The 18,239-nt window shown below is 36.0% G+C and carries 17 protein-coding genes and 1 pseudogene; 5 read left to right on the top strand and 13 right to left on the bottom strand.

Annotated features, from left to right (window positions below):
• Positions 1-14 precede the first annotated feature (14 nt).
• The 8 genes and pseudogenes from J7E67_RS23360 to J7E67_RS23325 form a co-directional block, all read right to left on the bottom strand.
• Positions 15-275 (bottom strand): annotated as a pseudogene (locus J7E67_RS23360) (NAD(P)H-dependent oxidoreductase); the annotation flags it as partial.
• Positions 276-365: 90 nt separating this feature from the next.
• A complete protein-coding gene (locus J7E67_RS23355; RefSeq protein ID WP_214718008.1) occupies positions 366-743 on the bottom strand; it encodes a hypothetical protein in 378 nt (125 codons plus the stop codon).
• A gap of 170 nt (positions 744-913) precedes the next feature.
• Positions 914-1,408 (bottom strand): DinB family protein, encoded by a 495-nt coding sequence (locus J7E67_RS23350; RefSeq protein ID WP_251026946.1) that lies wholly within the window; start codon positions 1,406-1,408, stop codon positions 914-916.
• Between the two features lie 362 nt (positions 1,409-1,770).
• Positions 1,771-1,905 carry a protein YhfH gene (yhfH, locus tag J7E67_RS23345; protein WP_214718010.1) on the bottom strand — a complete coding sequence of 45 codons (135 nt, stop codon included), beginning with the start codon at positions 1,903-1,905 and terminating at the stop codon, positions 1,771-1,773.
• Between the two features lie 611 nt (positions 1,906-2,516).
• On the bottom strand, positions 2,517-3,143 hold the full coding sequence (locus J7E67_RS23340) for a hypothetical protein (protein WP_214732901.1): 627 nt from the start codon (positions 3,141-3,143) through the stop codon (positions 2,517-2,519).
• Positions 3,144-3,815: 672 nt separating this feature from the next.
• Entirely contained in the window at positions 3,816-6,338 is a 2,523-nt protein-coding gene (locus J7E67_RS23335; RefSeq protein ID WP_214718014.1) for a glycoside hydrolase family 3 N-terminal domain-containing protein, read from the bottom strand.
• 71 nt (positions 6,339-6,409) lie between these two features.
• Positions 6,410-7,672 carry an MFS transporter gene (locus J7E67_RS23330; protein WP_214732900.1) on the bottom strand — a complete coding sequence of 421 codons (1,263 nt, stop codon included), beginning with the start codon at positions 7,670-7,672 and terminating at the stop codon, positions 6,410-6,412.
• A gap of 107 nt (positions 7,673-7,779) precedes the next feature.
• Positions 7,780-10,074, bottom strand: coding sequence for a glycoside hydrolase family 3 C-terminal domain-containing protein (locus J7E67_RS23325; RefSeq protein ID WP_214718018.1), 2,295 nt, complete (start codon positions 10,072-10,074; stop codon positions 7,780-7,782).
• A 135-nt stretch (positions 10,075-10,209) separates the two neighbouring features.
• On the opposite strand from J7E67_RS23325, the gene J7E67_RS23320 reads away from it, so the two are divergent.
• On the top strand, positions 10,210-11,442 hold the full coding sequence (locus tag J7E67_RS23320) for a helix-turn-helix domain-containing protein (protein ID WP_214718019.1): 1,233 nt from the start codon (positions 10,210-10,212) through the stop codon (positions 11,440-11,442).
• 382 nt (positions 11,443-11,824) lie between these two features.
• On the opposite strand, the gene J7E67_RS23315 is transcribed toward J7E67_RS23320, so the two are convergent.
• The 3 genes from J7E67_RS23315 to J7E67_RS23305 all read right to left on the bottom strand — a co-directional run bounded on the left by J7E67_RS23315 (position 11,825) and on the right by J7E67_RS23305 (position 13,864).
• The gene (locus tag J7E67_RS23315) at positions 11,825-12,676 is read right to left on the bottom strand and encodes a DegV family protein (protein ID WP_214732899.1); all 852 of its coding nucleotides are present in this window, start codon (positions 12,674-12,676) and stop codon (positions 11,825-11,827) included.
• A 661-nt stretch (positions 12,677-13,337) separates the two neighbouring features.
• Positions 13,338-13,553, bottom strand: coding sequence for a helix-hairpin-helix domain-containing protein (locus J7E67_RS23310; protein ID WP_214718021.1), 216 nt, complete (start codon positions 13,551-13,553; stop codon positions 13,338-13,340).
• A gap of 137 nt (positions 13,554-13,690) precedes the next feature.
• Positions 13,691-13,864 carry a hypothetical protein gene (locus tag J7E67_RS23305; protein WP_214718022.1) on the bottom strand — a complete coding sequence of 58 codons (174 nt, stop codon included), beginning with the start codon at positions 13,862-13,864 and terminating at the stop codon, positions 13,691-13,693.
• Positions 13,865-14,046: 182 nt separating this feature from the next.
• Between J7E67_RS23305 and J7E67_RS23300 the strand changes: the two genes are divergently transcribed.
• Both J7E67_RS23300 and J7E67_RS23295 read left to right on the top strand, forming a co-directional pair.
• On the top strand, positions 14,047-14,418 hold the full coding sequence (locus tag J7E67_RS23300) for a VOC family protein (RefSeq protein ID WP_214718023.1): 372 nt from the start codon (positions 14,047-14,049) through the stop codon (positions 14,416-14,418).
• Between the two features lie 90 nt (positions 14,419-14,508).
• Positions 14,509-14,907, top strand: a complete 399-nt coding sequence (locus J7E67_RS23295) for a nuclear transport factor 2 family protein (RefSeq protein WP_214718026.1) — start codon at positions 14,509-14,511, stop codon at positions 14,905-14,907.
• 277 nt (positions 14,908-15,184) lie between these two features.
• Here J7E67_RS23295 and J7E67_RS23290 read toward each other — a convergent pair whose 3' ends face one another.
• Positions 15,185-15,568, bottom strand: coding sequence for a DUF1398 family protein (locus tag J7E67_RS23290; protein WP_214718028.1), 384 nt, complete (start codon positions 15,566-15,568; stop codon positions 15,185-15,187).
• Positions 15,569-16,477: 909 nt separating this feature from the next.
• Between J7E67_RS23290 and J7E67_RS32165 the strand changes: the two genes are divergently transcribed.
• Both J7E67_RS32165 and J7E67_RS23285 read left to right on the top strand, forming a co-directional pair.
• Positions 16,478-16,651, top strand: a complete 174-nt coding sequence (locus J7E67_RS32165) for a metal-dependent hydrolase (RefSeq protein WP_308160780.1) — start codon at positions 16,478-16,480, stop codon at positions 16,649-16,651.
• A 37-nt stretch (positions 16,652-16,688) separates the two neighbouring features.
• Positions 16,689-17,102: a metal-dependent hydrolase gene (locus J7E67_RS23285; protein WP_308161471.1), complete on the top strand. Its 414-nt coding sequence runs from the start codon at positions 16,689-16,691 to the stop codon at positions 17,100-17,102.
• A gap of 245 nt (positions 17,103-17,347) precedes the next feature.
• Here J7E67_RS23285 and J7E67_RS23280 read toward each other — a convergent pair whose 3' ends face one another.
• The gene (locus J7E67_RS23280) at positions 17,348-18,094 is read right to left on the bottom strand and encodes an SDR family oxidoreductase (RefSeq protein ID WP_214718030.1); all 747 of its coding nucleotides are present in this window, start codon (positions 18,092-18,094) and stop codon (positions 17,348-17,350) included.
• Between the last annotated feature and the right edge of the window lie 145 nt (positions 18,095-18,239).

Below are 18,239 nucleotides of genomic sequence, written 5' to 3'. Positions count from 1 at the left end.
ATATTTCTTTTCCTTTAAGACAGTATTAATTTAGGTGCTAATCTTGAAGCAGCTTCTTCAGCTTTTTTATATGCTTTTTGTAATACTTCATTTGGTTCTAGTAAAGCAGTTCCTTGTGCCCGAATGATTTGATAATCTTCAATACCAAGGAAATTGAACATTGATTTCAGGTATTTATTAGAGTAATCAACTTCTGAATACCAATCATCATTTGTATAGATTGAACCACTTGCTTGTATGACAATCATTCTTCGTCCGTCTTTAAGTAAGCCCAATTGAACTCAAGCACCTGTTAGCTGAATAAGGAAAGTGACTAAAAACTTTAACCCTTTACGCCTTCTTCCAGTAATAAATTCAAGTACCCACTAATGATTTTTTAAAATTAAGGTGTCTGATTTATCATTCCAAGTTATGGTTGCCTTCATTTCTTCGTTTTCTTGGGTAACTGCACAACCACTACAAGAATGTCCACCTATTTTTAACACTCCATTATTTAGAGAATCTTCACCTTCCGATTTTCCTGATACACTTTCAACAACATACTTTATCCGTTTAGGAATTGGCTTTCCACCTATATATTTTATTGTTAGATTTGTTGACTCGCTATCTTTATCAAGCAAATTTACCTCATAATTAACTTGCCAATTTTCACTTTCACCAATGAAATTCATCAATTTAGATTCTGAACAAGCAGTTAGTAAAACAGAAGAAAAAAGAAATAACATTAAAGCCTTTTTTATCATATAAACCCCTCCCTGTTTTTAATTATATATTACAGGATTGGATTTTTCTTCCTTTTTTCTTATTCAACTCCCTCAGTTTAATAAGAAAAGCCGCCTGAATTGGCAGCTGAACTTTACCCTTGTACCTGTTAATAGAAAAAGGTAAAGAAGTCTATTTTCTCTTACATATATTAATCGTTAGTTCCTAATACATCTGTATTTGGAGGTTCATAACCCATCTGACGTATCATAGCTACAATTTGTCCCTTGTGGTGAAATTCGTGAGTTATAGTATGCATTATTAATTTACCAGGGGTAAATGTTATAATTTCTGTTTCATCTCTCCAAGGAATCTTTCTTTGAATTGGCTCAGATAATTGCTTTCCGTGTAATTCAAATACCTCATTTACAAAAGAATCAACCTGTTCAAAGCGTATTTTTATATCGTCCAGTTTCAATTTCTGTCGTTCATCCTTTGGTGTAATTGGCTTCTTTGTTTTTAATAAAACAAATGAGCCGAGCCACGCAATATAACAATCTGCTATGTGAACCAATGAGTCTCGCACACTTTCCCAACCGTATCCATTTTGGCGAGTAAAATCATTTTGATTAAGTTCCTTACAATAATCTAGCAGCGTTAATCGTGTCTGACGAATCCATTCATATTCGTTTTGATGAAACATCATCTATACACCCACTTTCTTATAATGATAATACATATTCTAGATATATAAAAATAAACCTTCTTCCACGAACCTGCCCAGTTAGTTTAAGTACATTACTTCACATCTTCTGCAAGGAGTAAATATTTTGGAGATTTTGATTACTCATAAAAAAGATCGTAAAAAAAAGACGATCTTTTAATTAATGCAAGAGGTTAGTTAATATATGGCTCATTTATAAAAATTAACAGATATTTAGACATTCATTTCGATAAATTTAATTACTTTAGTTCCTGTATCAAATGCTTTTCTACTTTCCAAGAATTCTACTAATTTATTGTTATGAAATTAAAAACTCCCCAGCAATGCTGGAGAGTTAACAAACTTTACTCTTCTTTTTTGGATAAACAACGATCACAATCCATCAAATAACTTTCTGCTTGCTCTTGCATATGCTGCCCGCATTCAGGGCATTCCTTTTTTGGCAAATTTCGGAAAAATTCAACCGGACTAATTAACATTTAAATCTCCTCCTTTATTAATACAGTTCGTTGTTTCTTATCTTGTTATAGTACAGTATAAGCAAAAAAGAGAAAAAAGTATAGCCCTTTTTTAAATAAATAATAAAAGTTTTAATATTTTCATCAAATCTATTTTTACCTTGTATATCCCAATCGAAATCCTCAGTATCATCATCCCATTCCAAGTTAGGAGATAGAAATCTCGGAAGCTACAACAATTGTGTTATCTAAGGTAATTCTTCACGAACATTGAATATGTAATGCATATTCTAGTATTTCTTGGGTTCTGCCTCTTCTGTTTATTTGAATCATATTACCGTACACCCATCCAAAAAAAGTTAGATGCTCTTCCAGCATTTTGTAATTCCAAACCCAATAATTTACATAAAATAAAAGGACTAAGGTTAAAAATATAAACTGTGTATTTGTCATCAGCTGTTATCTCCTATAATAATTAAATACTCCATAATAAAATTATACATTCATTAGTATTTTATATTATATCTATAAATTCTTTTTAACTAACCTGACCTTTAGTTCAATAAGAAAAGCCACCAAAAATGGCAGCTGGATCTTTAACTCTAGTACCCGTTAGCTTAATAAGAAACGTCCTATTCAGATATAATATTGTGTCTTTTGTTTTCTGCAAAGAAATCGTTAAAACGCTGATCATATCCAAAACTTCTTCTAACCAAAGGGTCTTTAAGTATTTCTGGATGACTTTTTAATAAATATTCTTGAAGCTGATTAGTAAAATCTTCTAAAGCATCAATAAATTCATTTGTGTTAACCACAAAACTGGACTTTTCAGGAACTTGCCTTGAAAAAGTAATTTTATTACCGTCATACCATAATCCTTCATACTTAAGGTGGAAAAATATATGGAGTCCTTCTTCATCTCTATAAAATACAAACTCTGTTTGATATGCATCGTGGGTCAATACAAAGACTTCGTAAAGTTTAATTTGTTTTAATCCCAAATTTATATCAATAACCTTACTAAATAATGGAAAACTAGCGTTTTTTAGATGATTTGTAAATGTACTGCTATCCCATTCACTATGAACAATAAACTTTGCCAATTCACTACCCTTTGAAATTGGAGAAAAATTTTCAAAAAATGATTTACTATTATGGATAAAGTTGATGGCGGTATCAAACGATTCGAATATGTCGTATTTTGGGTTAAAAGATTTAATTTTTTTATATCCTATATCTATATATGTGGTCATATGCAAGCTGCTGGTGCCCCAATATGATTTAGATACCCAAGTAAAGCAATAGTTGCTAAATCACCCATTTTTTTTGTCATCTAATGCTTCCGATAATGTTCTTCAATTCATTCCAGGACGATCTATAGAATACTTAAGTTTTTTTGTGACCCAATAAATTGCTTGATTAACCCTTTTGGGTGAAAAATTCTCTTGTACTGGTGTTGTTACCAATGATTTTAGGTAGCTGAATTCGAAGTTTTGGTGGGAATTTAAAGTATAGAACAGTTTTATCTTTCTCGTGTATCAGGGATGACTTGATCACGAATGAAGCCACGTTCCACATCAGAATCTACCTGCATCATGTCATATAGCCCAGCTTCCCCTGCCGTAACAAGTTCTCTTTGCGGGTGTTTTACAATCTCAGGAAAAAGTTATTCCTTATCATAGATTTCACTTTCATCATTAATCAAAAGATACCGGTGGTCGGGGTCGAACCGACAATCCTTACGGAACACGATTTTGAGTCAAAACATGTCGTCTGGGAGGTTCAACTTCAAAGGTATTTACTGCTTCAATGTTGTTTCTAGGATTAAAAACGATCAAGCAATTATTGTGCTCAATAAACATTATAATGGAGGACTTTTGATGTTTTTAATTCCAAAAGTCCTCCCCATTGAAAAGGCTGATTCCCTTATATTATCCCACTAATTCAAAAGCCGCCTCTTCCAATTCTTTCGAGTTAGTACCTATATAAACTTTGAATTCCCCTTCCTCAGATTTATAGTTCATGTCTGAGGTATAGTATTTCAAATCCTCATCCGTAATCGTAAAGGTGACTCTCTCCGATTCACCAGGATTCAAAAAGATCTTTTTAAATCCTTTGAGCTCCTTTACAGGACGCACCACACTCCCATATAAGTCCTGAATATAAAACTGCACCACTTCCTCACCAGGCCTGTTACCCGTATTGGTCACTGTAACACTGGCTTTAATCTCCTCCATTCTTATCATTTGATTCTTATCCAGTTCGATTTCAGAATAAGAAAAGTCTGTATAGCTTAAACCGTAGCCGAAAGGATATAGCGGTTCATTCGGACCATCAAGATACTTTGATATAAATTTCTCATGTTGATTTTTGTTTGTTAATGGTCTGCCCGTCTTAAAGTGATTGTAATAAACAGGCACCTGACCCGATTTGTACGGGAAGCTCATGGTTAGTTTTCCGGAAGGATTATAATCCCCGAATAGTACATTGGCAATGGCATGCCCGGCCTCGGACCCTAAGAACCACGTTTCAACGATAGCATCCATGTTTCTTTCAAACCAGTCTAGAACCAATGGGCGCCCATTCGTTAATACTAAGACCGTAGGCTTGCCTAATTTGACCATTTCCTCCGCTAATCTTCTTTGGACTTCAGGAAGTTCTAGGTCCATTCTGGAAGCTGCTTCACCTGACATTTCGCTGTTTTCGCCTAATGCAAGGACCACAATATCAGCTTGCTTTGCCTGCAGAAGGGCTTCTTCAAACCCTCCATCGATTACACCATCGATTTTGCAGCCTTCCGCATACAAAAGATTCTCCATATTATGAGCTTTATCTTTTAACCCTTCCAATAAGGTAATCGTTTGATCACCGTATCTTGAGAATTGCCAAGGACCTAATAAATCTTTGCTGTTAGCAAACGGTCCGATCACGGCAATCTTACCGTTTTCTTTATTTAAAGGTAGAACTCCATTATTCTTTAAAAGGACAATTGACTTTTTAGCAAGTTCCCGGCTTTCTTTGAGATGCTCCTGACAGAAATGATATTCCTCTTCTTTGTCTGGTCTAATATAGCGGAAAGGATCATCCATGATCCCTATCTTAAATTTATAGGTAAGAATCCTTTTTACGGCTTCGTCTAATTGACTTTCTTGCAGTCTTCCTTCTTCAATAAGTCCAGGAATATACTCTGAATAGGTAGTAGTAACCATTTCAATATCCATAGAGGCATCTACAGCCATTTTAGCCGCATCTTTCTGATCCCTTGCAGCGCCATGAATGGCAATTTCGTCAACAGCTCCATAGTCGGAAATCAAAATACCGTTAAAACCAAGTTCATCCCTTAACAAATTTTTCAATAAAGCTTTATTTCCTGCTACTGGGACCCCTTGAAAGACATTGAATGAGTTCATAACGGACCCGGCTCCAGCCTCCAAACCAGCTTTAAAAGGTGCAAGATAGACGTTTCTCAATGTACCTTCGGAAATGTCCACTGTATTATAATCTCGTCCTCCTTCTGCTGCGCCATAGGCAATGAAGTGTTTTAAACATGCGATAATTGTTTTCTCACTAAGCAAGCTTTCTCCTTGGAAACCCTCGACCTGGGCTTTTGCAATTAATGATCCTAAGTATGGATCTTCTCCAGCCCCTTCTACAACCCTTCCCCATCTAGCATCTCTCGTGACATCCACCATCGGTCCATGATTGTAGGTAATGCCTGATGCGGACGCTTCTTTTGCAGCAATGGCACATGCTCTTTTAATTCCATCCATATCCCAGCTGCTGGACCACGCTAGCGGGACAGGGAAAACCGTTTGATGACCATGGATAATATCTGCATTAAATAGCAGAGGAATGCCTAATCGTGATTGTTCTACGGCAATTTTTTGCAACTCAAAAACTCGATTACTATCAAATGCGCCTAAAATCGAACCAGCTTTGCCCTCAGCAACTAGCTTTTCAGCAGACTCAGACTCAACATCTCCTCCGAAAGAGAAATTAGATGCCAAACACTGGCTCATTTGACCAATTTTTTCTTGAACGCTCATGTTACTCACAAGCCTATCAACTTCTTGTTGAATTTCTTGGTCTGTCCGTTCAACGACTGGTTCAGACTTTCGGTATTTTTCTACCTCGCTCATTAATGCTTCTACTAATGAGATGCCCTCCCCCTTTTCCCCTTGAATTTGTAGATTCCCCAAGGAATGAAGATTGAGCGAACCGTTAAACGAGTCTTCTCTAAAGGTAAGAGTAATTTCTGCTGTTTCTTCTGATAAAAGAATGTACTTTCCTTTCGCATGAAGCTGCTCTCCCTCAACCATTACTGATTGAAAAAGCATGTTTAACGGAGCAGGCTCTTTCACACTGAAAGTATATTGATCCTCTTTTTCAACAACAAAAACAAATTTCATTTTTGCAAATGGGGTTTGTACTACTGTATTCCAGGTACCTAACATGTTAATTAACTCCTATCCAAGTTGATAAAATATTTTACCTGCACACTTGTACATTGCGGGCAGAATTCCATTTAAATCACTGCTGTAGTTTCATCCTTTACGTCATCCGCTTTTGTTCCTCTTGGCATCTCTGGAACTTTCAGGACGGCAATAGCACCTAAGATTCCAAGAATACCGATGACAGAAAACGCTGTTTGATACCCTCCAAGACCAAGTAATAATGGCATGATAGCTGGAACAATCGATTGTGGTAAAGCGTTTGCAATATTCAGGATACCTAAATCCTTAGCGGCATCTTCTTTATTAGGAAGAACACGAGTCAGAAGAGCCATATCTACGGCATAAAAAATACCTGCACCAATCGCTGAGCAAACAGCTAAAATTAAATATACTGTAAAACTTGTGGTAAAACCTTGGATAATCAAAGCCATTCCCATTAGTATACCTGCGCCAATAACAAATGGTTTCTGGCGTTTGAAATAGTCCGAAACGAAACCGCCAACAATACTAAAGAGGAAAGTTATGATTGTACCGATTGTAGTAAGAAGCGCTACTTTGCTTCCAAGCTCTGCTTGGGTAAAATGAAAACGTTCTACCATGAATAAAGTACCGAAAGATCCGATGGAAGGACCGAATAAGACAAGAAATCGAGCTAGCCATGCATAGGCAAATACCGGATATTTTCGAGGACTAGGAATAACCATCGATAAACTAAACTTTTCTTTTTCGGTTTTACGAGAACCAGTAGATCCTGAATCTCGAATCATACTAATGGCAATAATGGCGCAAACCATTGGAATGATCGCTAAAACGTACCATTTAATCATTTGAGATTCACCTAATGCATTGACCAACGTAATGCCAATAATCGCTGCCACTGCGCCAATTGAACCTAAAATACCGGAAATAGATCCACGTCGTGATACTTCTATCTGGTCGGCAATCAAGGCATTATTTGCAGCTAGCATAAAGTTAAAGAAGGCTTGGGCACATGACCAGAATAGGATTACTTGCCACACTTCATTACTAAGACCAATTCCTAAGATTGAAGCTCCTCCTAATACGCTTCCTATTAGAATCCAAGTCCGGCGACGACCAAATTTCAGACGGGTCCTATCACTAATGGCTCCCGCCACAGGGTTGGCAATCATCGCGACAAACGCACCAATGGATAAAACGTATGCCAATGCACTTTCTACGTTTTTAGGATCAATGGCTTGAATTTTCAGCGTAAGTAATAAGATCATCGGGGGAATAAGAGCAACATAGAGTCCAATGTTTGAAATGGTCAATGCTGGTACAAGGCGCTTAAATGGTGTAACGGCAGTATTCATCGGTTTAACCTCCAATAAATTTTAAAAATTGCAAAAACACTACTTCTATTTATTCTTACCTCGATTCGATACCGAACCCGAGGTAAGAGTGTTTCAATGTAAGAGATTTACACAGTGGTTTTAACCAATTGTTCGTTTAATTGCTGAATGAGCTCCGTTAGCATTTCTTCCGTCAATCCACCTTGACTGAAATTAGCCATCGCTCGAAGCGGCAAATATTTCATCATGGCTGCCATCATTTCAGATGCTTCCCCCTCGAGCTCTGCACTCGCAAGTGGGTTACCTTCATTCATTTTTGCCAGCATTGGCTGAGCAATTGGAGCGAGTATTGGATCGGTCAATAAATCCCCAATGGTTGTATTCCTATGAACAGGCTTTTTTATCAGAACACTGGATTGTACATAAAGGGTATCCATAAGGACAATATCCTTGGATGATTTCCCAATTAAAATTTCAAAGTCTCCCGTTTCAACATGCCAGTCTTTTAGTTCTACGTTGTAGTAAGCAAAAGCCCGTTTATCTAATCGGAAAGTTACCGTTTTCTCCTCACCTGGCTGCAACTCCACTTTTTCAAAGCCTTTCAGCTCTTTTTCAGGTCTGATTACACTGCTTGTCACATCTTTTACATATAGTTGTACAATTTCTTTTCCAATTACTGCACCAGTATTTTTCACATTTACAGTCACAGTAACAGTATCAGAATCCTTCATTTCCTTTTTACTAATGGATAGATTACTATATTCAAAGCTCGTATAGCTTAAACCGTAACCAAATGGGAATAACGGCTCCAAGTTTTTCTTATCATAGTAACGATACCCTACGAAAATTCCTTCCTTGTACTCTACTCGATCTCCTTCTCCAGGGAAGTTAAGGTACGATGGATTATCACTTAGTTGTTTTGGAAATGTTTCAGCTAATTTTCCACTTGGATTTGCATCACCGAATAATAAATCAGCAATTGCTCCGCCAAGTGCCTGTCCGCCTAAGTATCCTTCTAACAATCCTTTTACCCTGGTAATCCATGGCGTTTCAATAGGGGCACCATTGCTTAATACCACTACAATATTGCTATTCACTTCTGAAATCGACTCGATTAAATGAACATGGTTATCCGGCATCCGTAAATGCTCACGGTCATAACCCTCCGATTCATAACGATCAGGAAGACCCACAAAAAGGATTACGGTATCAGCTCCAGCTGCCACTTCTTTCGCTTCACTAAGTAGCTCTTCATCTACAGCATCACAATCAAGGTGATATCCTTGTGCAAATAAAACATTCGTATTTTTACCTGAAGCGTTTTCAATTTCTTCTAAAATATTATCTAGCTTTGTAGGGTTTATATGAGAGCTTCCGCCGCCCTGATATCTTGGTGTGTTTGCAAATCCACCGATGACAGCAATGGTGCCTTCTTTTTTCAATGGGAGGATCCTGTCTTCATTTTTTAATAGAACCATACTTTCTCTTGCCACTTCTCTAGCAAGACGATGATGAGCATCTTTGTCATAGACAGCGTTTTCCTTTTTATGGTCAACTGCTTTAAAAATAATGTTTAAAAATCTTTCTACGGCCCTATCCAACTTTTCTTCGGTTAGCTTTCCACTTCTTACTGCAGCGATAATTTTCTGTTCGCCGATTCCATTACTTGCTGGCATTTCAAGCTCTAATCCAGCGGAAAGAGCATCTTCACGTTCATTAACTGCTCCCCAGTCTGAAACTACAAAGCCTTCAAATCCCCATTCCTCTTTTAAAATATCAGTTAACAAGTATTCATTTTCTGATGCGTATTCACTATTTACTTTGTTATAAGCTGACATTACTGTCCATGGTTGTGCTTTCTTGATAGCGCCTTCAAAACTAGCCAAATAGATTTCCCGTAATGTTCTTTCATCAACAATGGCATCCGTTGACATTCTTCGGTGCTCTTGATTGTTTACAGCGAAATGTTTTAATGAGGTCCCAACCCCTTGACTTTGGACGCCGTTGATATGACTGGCTGCCATTTCTGAAGATAGGTACGGGTCTTCAGAAAAATATTCAAAATTTCGACCACAAAGTGGAGATCGTTTAATATTTGCCCCCGGACCAAGTAGGACTGCGACATCTTCAGCCTGGCATTCTTCGCCTAATGCAACACCTACTTCGTGTATTAACTCCTTATTCCATGTACTTGCTAATCCTACAGCAGATGGGAAGCAGGTCGCGGGAACACTATCATAAATCCCTAAATGATCTGCACTTTGCTGTTGTTTGCGGAGTCCATGAGGACCATCCGTTACCATAATGGACGGAATCCCTAACCGTTCAATCCCTCTTGTTGACCAAAAATTTATTCCTGAACATAAACTTGCTTTTTCTTCTAAAGTCATTTGAGAAATCATTTGCCTCATATCACTTTTCATCGTTTCTCCCCTATTCTAGTGATCTTGTAACCGATTACTTAACATCATTATATTGTTTATTTTTTTGTATTAATGGTAAAATCGAGAGAAAAAAAGTAAAATTATTAGAAGATTTTTTATAAATGGGGGTTAGCGATGAATTTAGAGTATATTAGTAGGCTCGTATTTGACATGTTTAAAATACCGGTCTTTCTATTGGGGAAAAATGGAGAAATGATTTTAGAACACTCCATCCATTTTCAACATAACCTCTTCGATTTTTCAAAAGAAACTATATTAAACCAACTTTTTTCGGAAGGTCATACACTTGATTTCCCAGTATTTAGTACAACCGCTTACCTTGGAAACTTTTTCTCTATTAACATCCGATTGGGTGAAGAATTTCATGGAAAAATCATTGTTGGACCTGTCCTTTTTTCCAATGTACCAAAGGAATCAATTAAAGGGATTGTAAACGACTTTCAGCTTCGCGTAAATAAAGAAGAATTGATTCATTATTACCATTCCCTTCCTGTCTATAGCCACTTGGATTTTATTCATTTAAGTACGATTCTTTTTTATATGATTTACCAACAAGAATTGGATGTGGTTAATATCCTTCAAAATAATAAGTTGCTTGGAAGGAAGAGAATGGAAATCGAACAGCCGGACGTTCATGTATCAGAACGGCGCCAAGAAATAATGACTTATGTTGACCCACTTTATGAAAAAAGAATGTTCGAGTGTGTGAAAGAAGGGAAAAAGTTTGAACTTATTCAGCTTTTACAGGAATCACCGAAAGAAGGGAAAATGGGAGTTCTTTCTAAGACAAGTCAGTTGAGAAGTGTAAAAAATTTAACCATTGCAGGCATCACACTTGCTACGAGATCAGCTATTGATGGTGGACTTATGCCTGATGTTTCCTACACTCTAAGTGACCTATTTATCCAAAAGATTGAGGAACTGAACGATTATAACGCAGTCATGAAATTTTTTGAATATGCACTACTGGAGTTTACCGAACGAGTTCAAAAAGGAAAGAAACATAAATATTCTAAACCTATTAATATTTGTCAAAATTATATCTATACCCATCTTTACCAAGATATTTGCCTTTCCGATTTGGCTGATTTAGTCCAAATGAATCCACAATATTTATCTCATCTATTTAAAAAAGAAGTAGGCATTTCAATAATTGAATTTATTCAACAAGTTAAAGTGGATGAGGCCAAAACTTTACTGACCTATACCCAACACTCTTTAACTGAGATTTCATCTCTTTTAAACTTCCATGATCAAAGTTATTTTATAAAAGTTTTCAAAAAATTTGCAGGAGTGACCCCAAACCAATTTAAAAAAGGGATTATTTCCAATGAAAATGCCCGGTGAAGTATCCCAACGGGCCTTTCACCTATAATAATTTCGCAACATAAGAGCTGATAAATAAAAAAACGTTCCTTACAAAATGTAAGAAACGTTGAAGAATAAGCTTTTCTTCTTTTTACTTAAATATTTAATTGTTTCACTTCAAAACTGACTAACATGTTTCTCATAAGAATGTGAATATTTTATGACACCCTTTCATCACCTTGTCCTTTGCGAGGGCTTTATGTAAAAGCCCACGTCTCAGTACTTCTACGATATCCGAGATTCGCGGGGTAAAGCGAATCTCCAATTTTCAAATTTGAGGGCGTTTTTTGCAATTTTGGTTATTTTTTACCCTTTATTTGTGAAGGCGTTTAATCCCATATAAGTACTGGTTTTGACCGTACTATACTTCTAAGTCTGCAATTCCGATACCACCAGGTCCAGCATGTGTAGATATCATTGCGCCTGCTTGAATCCATTTTACATTTTTGAAACCTGTTTCTTTTGCGATATCATCCATCCCCTGCTTGATCTTTTCATCAAGTCCGACAGAGTAAAGAAGAAAAAGTTGTTCTTTATCAATGTCGTATTGACCTAAATAATCTCGCATGAGTTTCTCGGAAACAACATCCATTTTCCCACGATATTTTTTTGTTGAAACAAGATTTCCATCAATTAGTTCAATACGCGGCTTTATTTTTAACAAAGCCCCACCGAGATAAGCAAGATTACTGACTCGTCCTCCTGCTCTTAAAAATTCTAAACTTCCGGGAACGAAAGCCAGTCTTGATTTAGGAACCTTTGATTCAATCTTCTCTACTAATTGGGCAGGTTCAATTGAAGGTTCATTCTCTAATGTGGAAACCGCATACATTACAATCGCAGTTAATCCACCTGTTACGTTCAATGCGTCAATTAGAAAAATATCATCCAAATCTTCCGTTGCGATGACCGCATTTTGAAAGGAAGAGGATGCCTTTGACGTATAACCAATATGTATGATGGTGCAATCTGGAAAATCATTTTTTATCTTCTTGAAAAATTCAAGATATTCATGGGAATTTGTCGATGTTGTAGAGGGTATTTTTTTTGTCCGCTCGTAGTATTCATAAATATCCGTGACAGGTATCGTACCATCTAGGTAATCCTGCCCATCGATAATCACATGCATCGGTACCACTTGGACATTATGTTTATCTGCTAATTCTTCTGGTAAATCCGCACCACTCTCTGTCGATAAAATCATTCTTCTCATAAATATCCCCCACTTCTATATAAAAAGCCGTTACTAATGTTTGCATTTATATGTTCTACTCTACTATACATTAAATAAGGGATAGGCTACACATACCAGAAAGAAATAGTAAGTTCTAGTACTCTAACTTTTAGTAATTGTATATTATTGTTTTTTATAGGTTGTTTTCGAAAATAATGTTGTTAAAAATCAATGAGCAGGATAATTAAAAAGGATATTTTGTGTAAAATTACACTTCAATAAATGAACATTCATGATTTAATAGTCGCTTTATCCCTTCAATGAGAGAATTTTAAAGTTTAATGAGCGAATATGGGGTTTCAATGAGCGAATAGTGGGCTTTTATGAGCGAATCTTGTATTTCTATGAGCGAATTTAAGAAGTAACATTCTTTTAAAAAAGAGCGTTTTTATATTATACTCGATTAGATTAATGATACCGGTGGTCTTGGCCCCAACCGTTCCCCCATCTCTCCTATCCTACTTATCTATTTAATTGTTTCACTTTCAAAGGCTTTTTTTCCTTACTTACTTTGATGATTTCACTGATAATACTGAAAGCATTTCTTGTGTTGTTTCCGAACCCATTTCCAATCCGATTGGGGAATGGACCTAAAATAAACAAGCTCAGGACTCTTTAGGAAACAGAGTTCAGAGCTTGTTTATTTTCCAACAAAAGATAATTGTTTTCCTTTAAGTGCTTCATTCAGTATTCGCACCGCTTTCGGTCCAACACCATGTAACTTCAATATTTCTGACTCAGTAACCTTTGTTAATTGATCAAGTTTATAGTAACCGGCATTGATAAGAGCTCTTGTAGCAGGTTTACCAATATTGGGGAAATCATTTTCTAGTGGCACATTATTGAAATTGTCCATATTTTCTCCTATCATTATTGAAGAACTAAATCTTTATTTTTTTACTTCGTTTCCAGTAATATATTAAACTAAACCTTTAAATAAAGAACTAAGGTATCGATTTTCACACATCCAATACAATTCCTTAAATAATCATATTAATGATGTTCCAGGAATTTAATGGCTGACCGAATAGACCTAACAAGACTTGGTCCGATTAATTCTGCTATATCCAAAAAGATATCAAGGAATCCCCACCATATGGATTCCTTTCCTTCTTCTTTTCTCTTGTCTCTTCGGGCTTTTCTTCTCTCTTTAAATGTATTCACCATACTCCTCTCCCATCTCGTATCTATATTTTTAACATTTATAAAAGTATATTTTTGCAATTTTTATTTTTTGTTTGGCATATGAAACAAATAAACTCACGTCCAATTTAATTATATGGTAAATGTTGAGAATTTCAAAGCACGCATTTATAGTAAAAATAGATAAGTTAAAAGGAGGAGTATATATGAACCTGGGAGCTTTTTCAGTGAGTTTAAACGTTAAAGACATTCATCTATCCAAGTCATTCTACGAAAAACTGGGATTTCAAGCTTTTGGTGGTGACATTAGTCAAAATTGGCTTATTATGAAGAATGAAAATTGCATCATTGGGCTATTCCAAGGAATGTTTGAAAAGAACATTCTGACCTTTAATCCAGGATGGAATGAAAATGCTGAAAATCTTGAATCGTTTACGGACATTCGAGACGTTCAAAAACAACTTAAGGCTGAAGGAATAAAAATGCTGACTGAAGCAGCTGAAACAAATGAGGGACCAGCACATTTTATCATTGAAGATCCAGATGGGAATCAAATTCTTGTCGATCAGCATCGGTGAAAAAAGAGGAAATAACGGCTGAAGAGTTTTAGTACCTTAAACTTCTATTATTTCTAACAGTATAATCCTTCAAAGGAAAGGATGATTGAAATGAGTACGGATCAGCAGTCTACATCGAACCTCTCACTCAAAGAGAAAGCTGTGTCTTTTCTGCAGCTCGTGGCATCAGGGAAAGTTCGTGAAGCATACCAGACTTACATAAGTCCTGACTTTCGTCACCACAACCCCTATTTCCGTGGCGACGCAGAATCACTCATGCTTGCGATGGAAGAGAATGCAACTATGAACCCTCAAAAAATACTTGAAGTCAAACTTGCTATTCAAGAGAGAGATACGGTTGCGGTTCACTCTCATGTGAAACAGAATCCAGAGGATCTTGGAGGATCTGTTGTACATATCTTCCGTTTCCAAGATAACCAAATCGTTGAATTGTGGGATATAGGACAACCCCTACAAGGGGATTCACCTAATGAGAACGGCATGTTCTAATTTAGTTAAATGGATGTGCTGCTAAAACACGTTTATCCTTTTTGTTACTTGTTTGTTCCGAAATTTAAGCTGACAAATTAGGAGATTACCTGTTTTAGGTTTTCATGTAGAAAGGTACCGTCTTTAAGCAAGTACATATGAAAATGTGTAAAACAGATTATTCTACAGTTTCAATATCGAAAATATTGGGTAAGTATGTATTCTACAAAAGGAGGAGTATCCATTTGAAGATCTCTTCATTCTCGTTCAAAGAACCTTCAGTTTATCATGATTTATTTTAAATTTTAAGGTGTTCTTCAATTTCTTCTTCTCCAATACCAATATAAATAACCTTTTTTTCTGGTATGTACACACGATAGGTAGCAATTCCAGCCTCAGCAATACCTTTTAAGAAGTCTAAAAAAGGGAGTGAGATGTTAGCGATTGCCTCAAGTACCATATTTCTATTAAATTTATCTGAGATATCCAGGCTTACTTGAGAATCTGTTTTAAACTCCGAATGTACTCCCTTATATGTGGCTTGACCCGTAGCAACTTCAATTTCGTATTCATTAATGCCTCTTTGGGACAACTCATCTAAGAATTGGGGAAAGCTTATCTCGCCGTTACTTCTTCTGCGGATAATCTCTTGAAACTCACTTTCTGTTATTTTGTCATTCATACATATACCTCCGATAGAATTAATTCGTCATTATCCCTTCATCATAATTCTAATCTCTGAGGTCCTTCTTATTCTTGTAAAATTGGGACATTAATCGTTTATCCAAACTCTTTCTATTAAACTTCCTCAGTTTACTCCATATATTCGGAGCTGCCGTAACAAACCTTCCTAAACTGTTTCTGAAAAGAATTCTCTGCTAAACTGCTTCTTTAGTTGAAAAAAGAAAAGCCACCAGGAAGGATAGCTTACTTCTTTAAATATTGCACTCATGAATTTAATTTATTCAAATTATACTCGTCTTGTTATTATTTTTAGCCTTTAATCGTTTTAATTTTCTTTTATGGGTTCTTATTGCGGTTTCCTTATCTTTTAAACTGGAGGTAACTACTCCATTGCTTTCTACTACCACCAAACTATTTATTCCGCTTTGATAGTTTCTATAGGAAATATACATAAATATCATCCTTCCTTTATGAATAATATCATTTGCTTTTCCTTAATTTTTTGCGGGAATTCATCCGGTTACTTAAGATAATTCTAGTCTTTATTTTTTTAGTTTATATTAAAAAACAGTAAAGTTTCCTTTAATTATTTCTTACAAATTGACCATTTTAAAAGGTAAACTATATACGTCAACTGCTTTATAAAAGAGAAATGGTATTGGCGTTGTCAACTCTTCTAAAATAAGCACCTGTTATTTGAACAAATATCTAAAATTTATTCCTGCTTTATCTAATTAGCAATGTTGATCAACTGTACTTATGTCAATATTAAACGATCCATTTCTATGTAAATTCATAAAGTCTACTTAAAATCTATTTAGTTTCTAAACAGAACAGATGTTTTTTTGTAAAATAGTTATGTCCGTTTTGTTTTACTACATTAATAATTTATAGAGGTGGAATTAAATTGAATGGTACATCACATGCAGTAATTGGATCAGCAACAGGTTTTATTGTTGCTAATACATTTCAAACTTCTCCGTCTGCGACACTCTTGTTTGTAGGATTAGGAGGCGTTTCAGGATTAATGCCTGATCTAGATTTTTGGGAAGCTTCGCGGAAAAATTACTTTGTCTCATAAGGTGATTAGGCTATCTGCCTTGATAATTGGAGTGATTATGATTCTATATAGTTTCTTTGAAAAAATAATGGCTGAAAGATGGCTAGGGATTGGAATCGGATTTTTGATTGTAGTGGTTGCATGCTTAATTAAGCAAAAACATATGTTAACTATTAGAGGAATTACTGTCCTGGTGGGAGGATTCTCCTTTGAGGAAATATGGTTAATTCTGCTAGGGATCTACATAGTAATTGCGTCCTTTACTTCTCATCGAAGCTATACCCATTCGTTCGTAGGCATTGTTTTTTTGGGGGTTATTGCTTCCAATTTAGAGGCTTCACTTGGGATTCAGGGTGTTTTCTATTCCTTTTTTGGTGGTTACCTCAGTCACCTGATAGCGGATTTAAAAATACTACCATTTAATAAACGGGGGATTAAGCTGTTCCTACCACTGTTATCCAAAGAAATATAACTCTGACTAAATATTTTCTTAGTTTTTTTGCATTTATTAATTCTAATTATAATCGAAATTCATTCTGTATAATACTTCCTCTTATTGCACTTTCTGGATCGTTAGCTCAATAAGTTCTACTAAAAAAAGCGTTAATCCTTCTTGGATTAACGCACCCGTTACTTTAAGTACAATGTTTCACAAACTTATCTATAATTCAATTTGTTTAATGAATCTTGCTGGGTTACCACCTTTATTTTTTATAATTAACCAACTTGAACAGTTGGACGAATAATCATCTCGTTAACGGCTACATCGGAAGGTTGCTCAATAGCAAATGCGATGGCACGAGCAACGCTATCCGCATCAATTGCAATTTTGTAAAATTCATCTAATCCTGCTTTCATCGTTGGGTCAGTTGTAGTTTCTAAAAGTTCACTGGTAACTGCCCCAGGAGAAATATTTGTCACACGGATATTTGTCTTGTTCATTGCTTCTTCTTGACGCAAGCCTTCAGAAATGGCTCTTACTGCAAATTTGGTACCACAATATACCGTTCCGCCTGGGTAGATGTTATGTCCAGCTACAGAAGAAAGATTGATAACATGACCTGATTTGCGCTCTCTCATAGATGGAACAATAGCAGCAATAGCATATAGAACACCTTTGATGTTGACATCAATCATCTTATCCCACTCATCAACTTTATTCTCAGCAAGAAAAGCCTGTGGCATGATTCCGGCGTTGTTGACTAGTACATCAATTTTTCCAAACTCTTTAAGAGCATATTGGGCTAGTTCTTCCATTTGCTGACGAGAAGTTACATCGGTCACTTTATAAATAGCTTGTCCGTCGTTATTTTGAATTTCAGCTTGCAATTTCTTTAAACGGTCATCACGACGAGCAGCTAGGACCAATTTTGCACCTTTAGATGCAAGTTCTCTTGCAGTGGCTTCTCCAATACCGCTAGAAGCACCCGTAATAACGACAACTTTATCTTGAATATTAGACATAATAAATAACACCCTTTCTTAGTTTTCAGGAATAATTTCGTTAATACAATTTAATGCGTTTAGTGTTCTCGGAAAGCCCATATAGGGAAGGCAGTGGGTGATGGCGGTGATTAAGGTTTCCTTTTCATTGCCAACATTTTTGTTC

Source organism: Bacillus sp. ISL-46 (genome assembly GCF_018613205.1).
The sequence above is the reverse complement of the archived record's forward strand: the minus strand, read 5'-3'. Positions and strand labels throughout refer to the sequence as shown.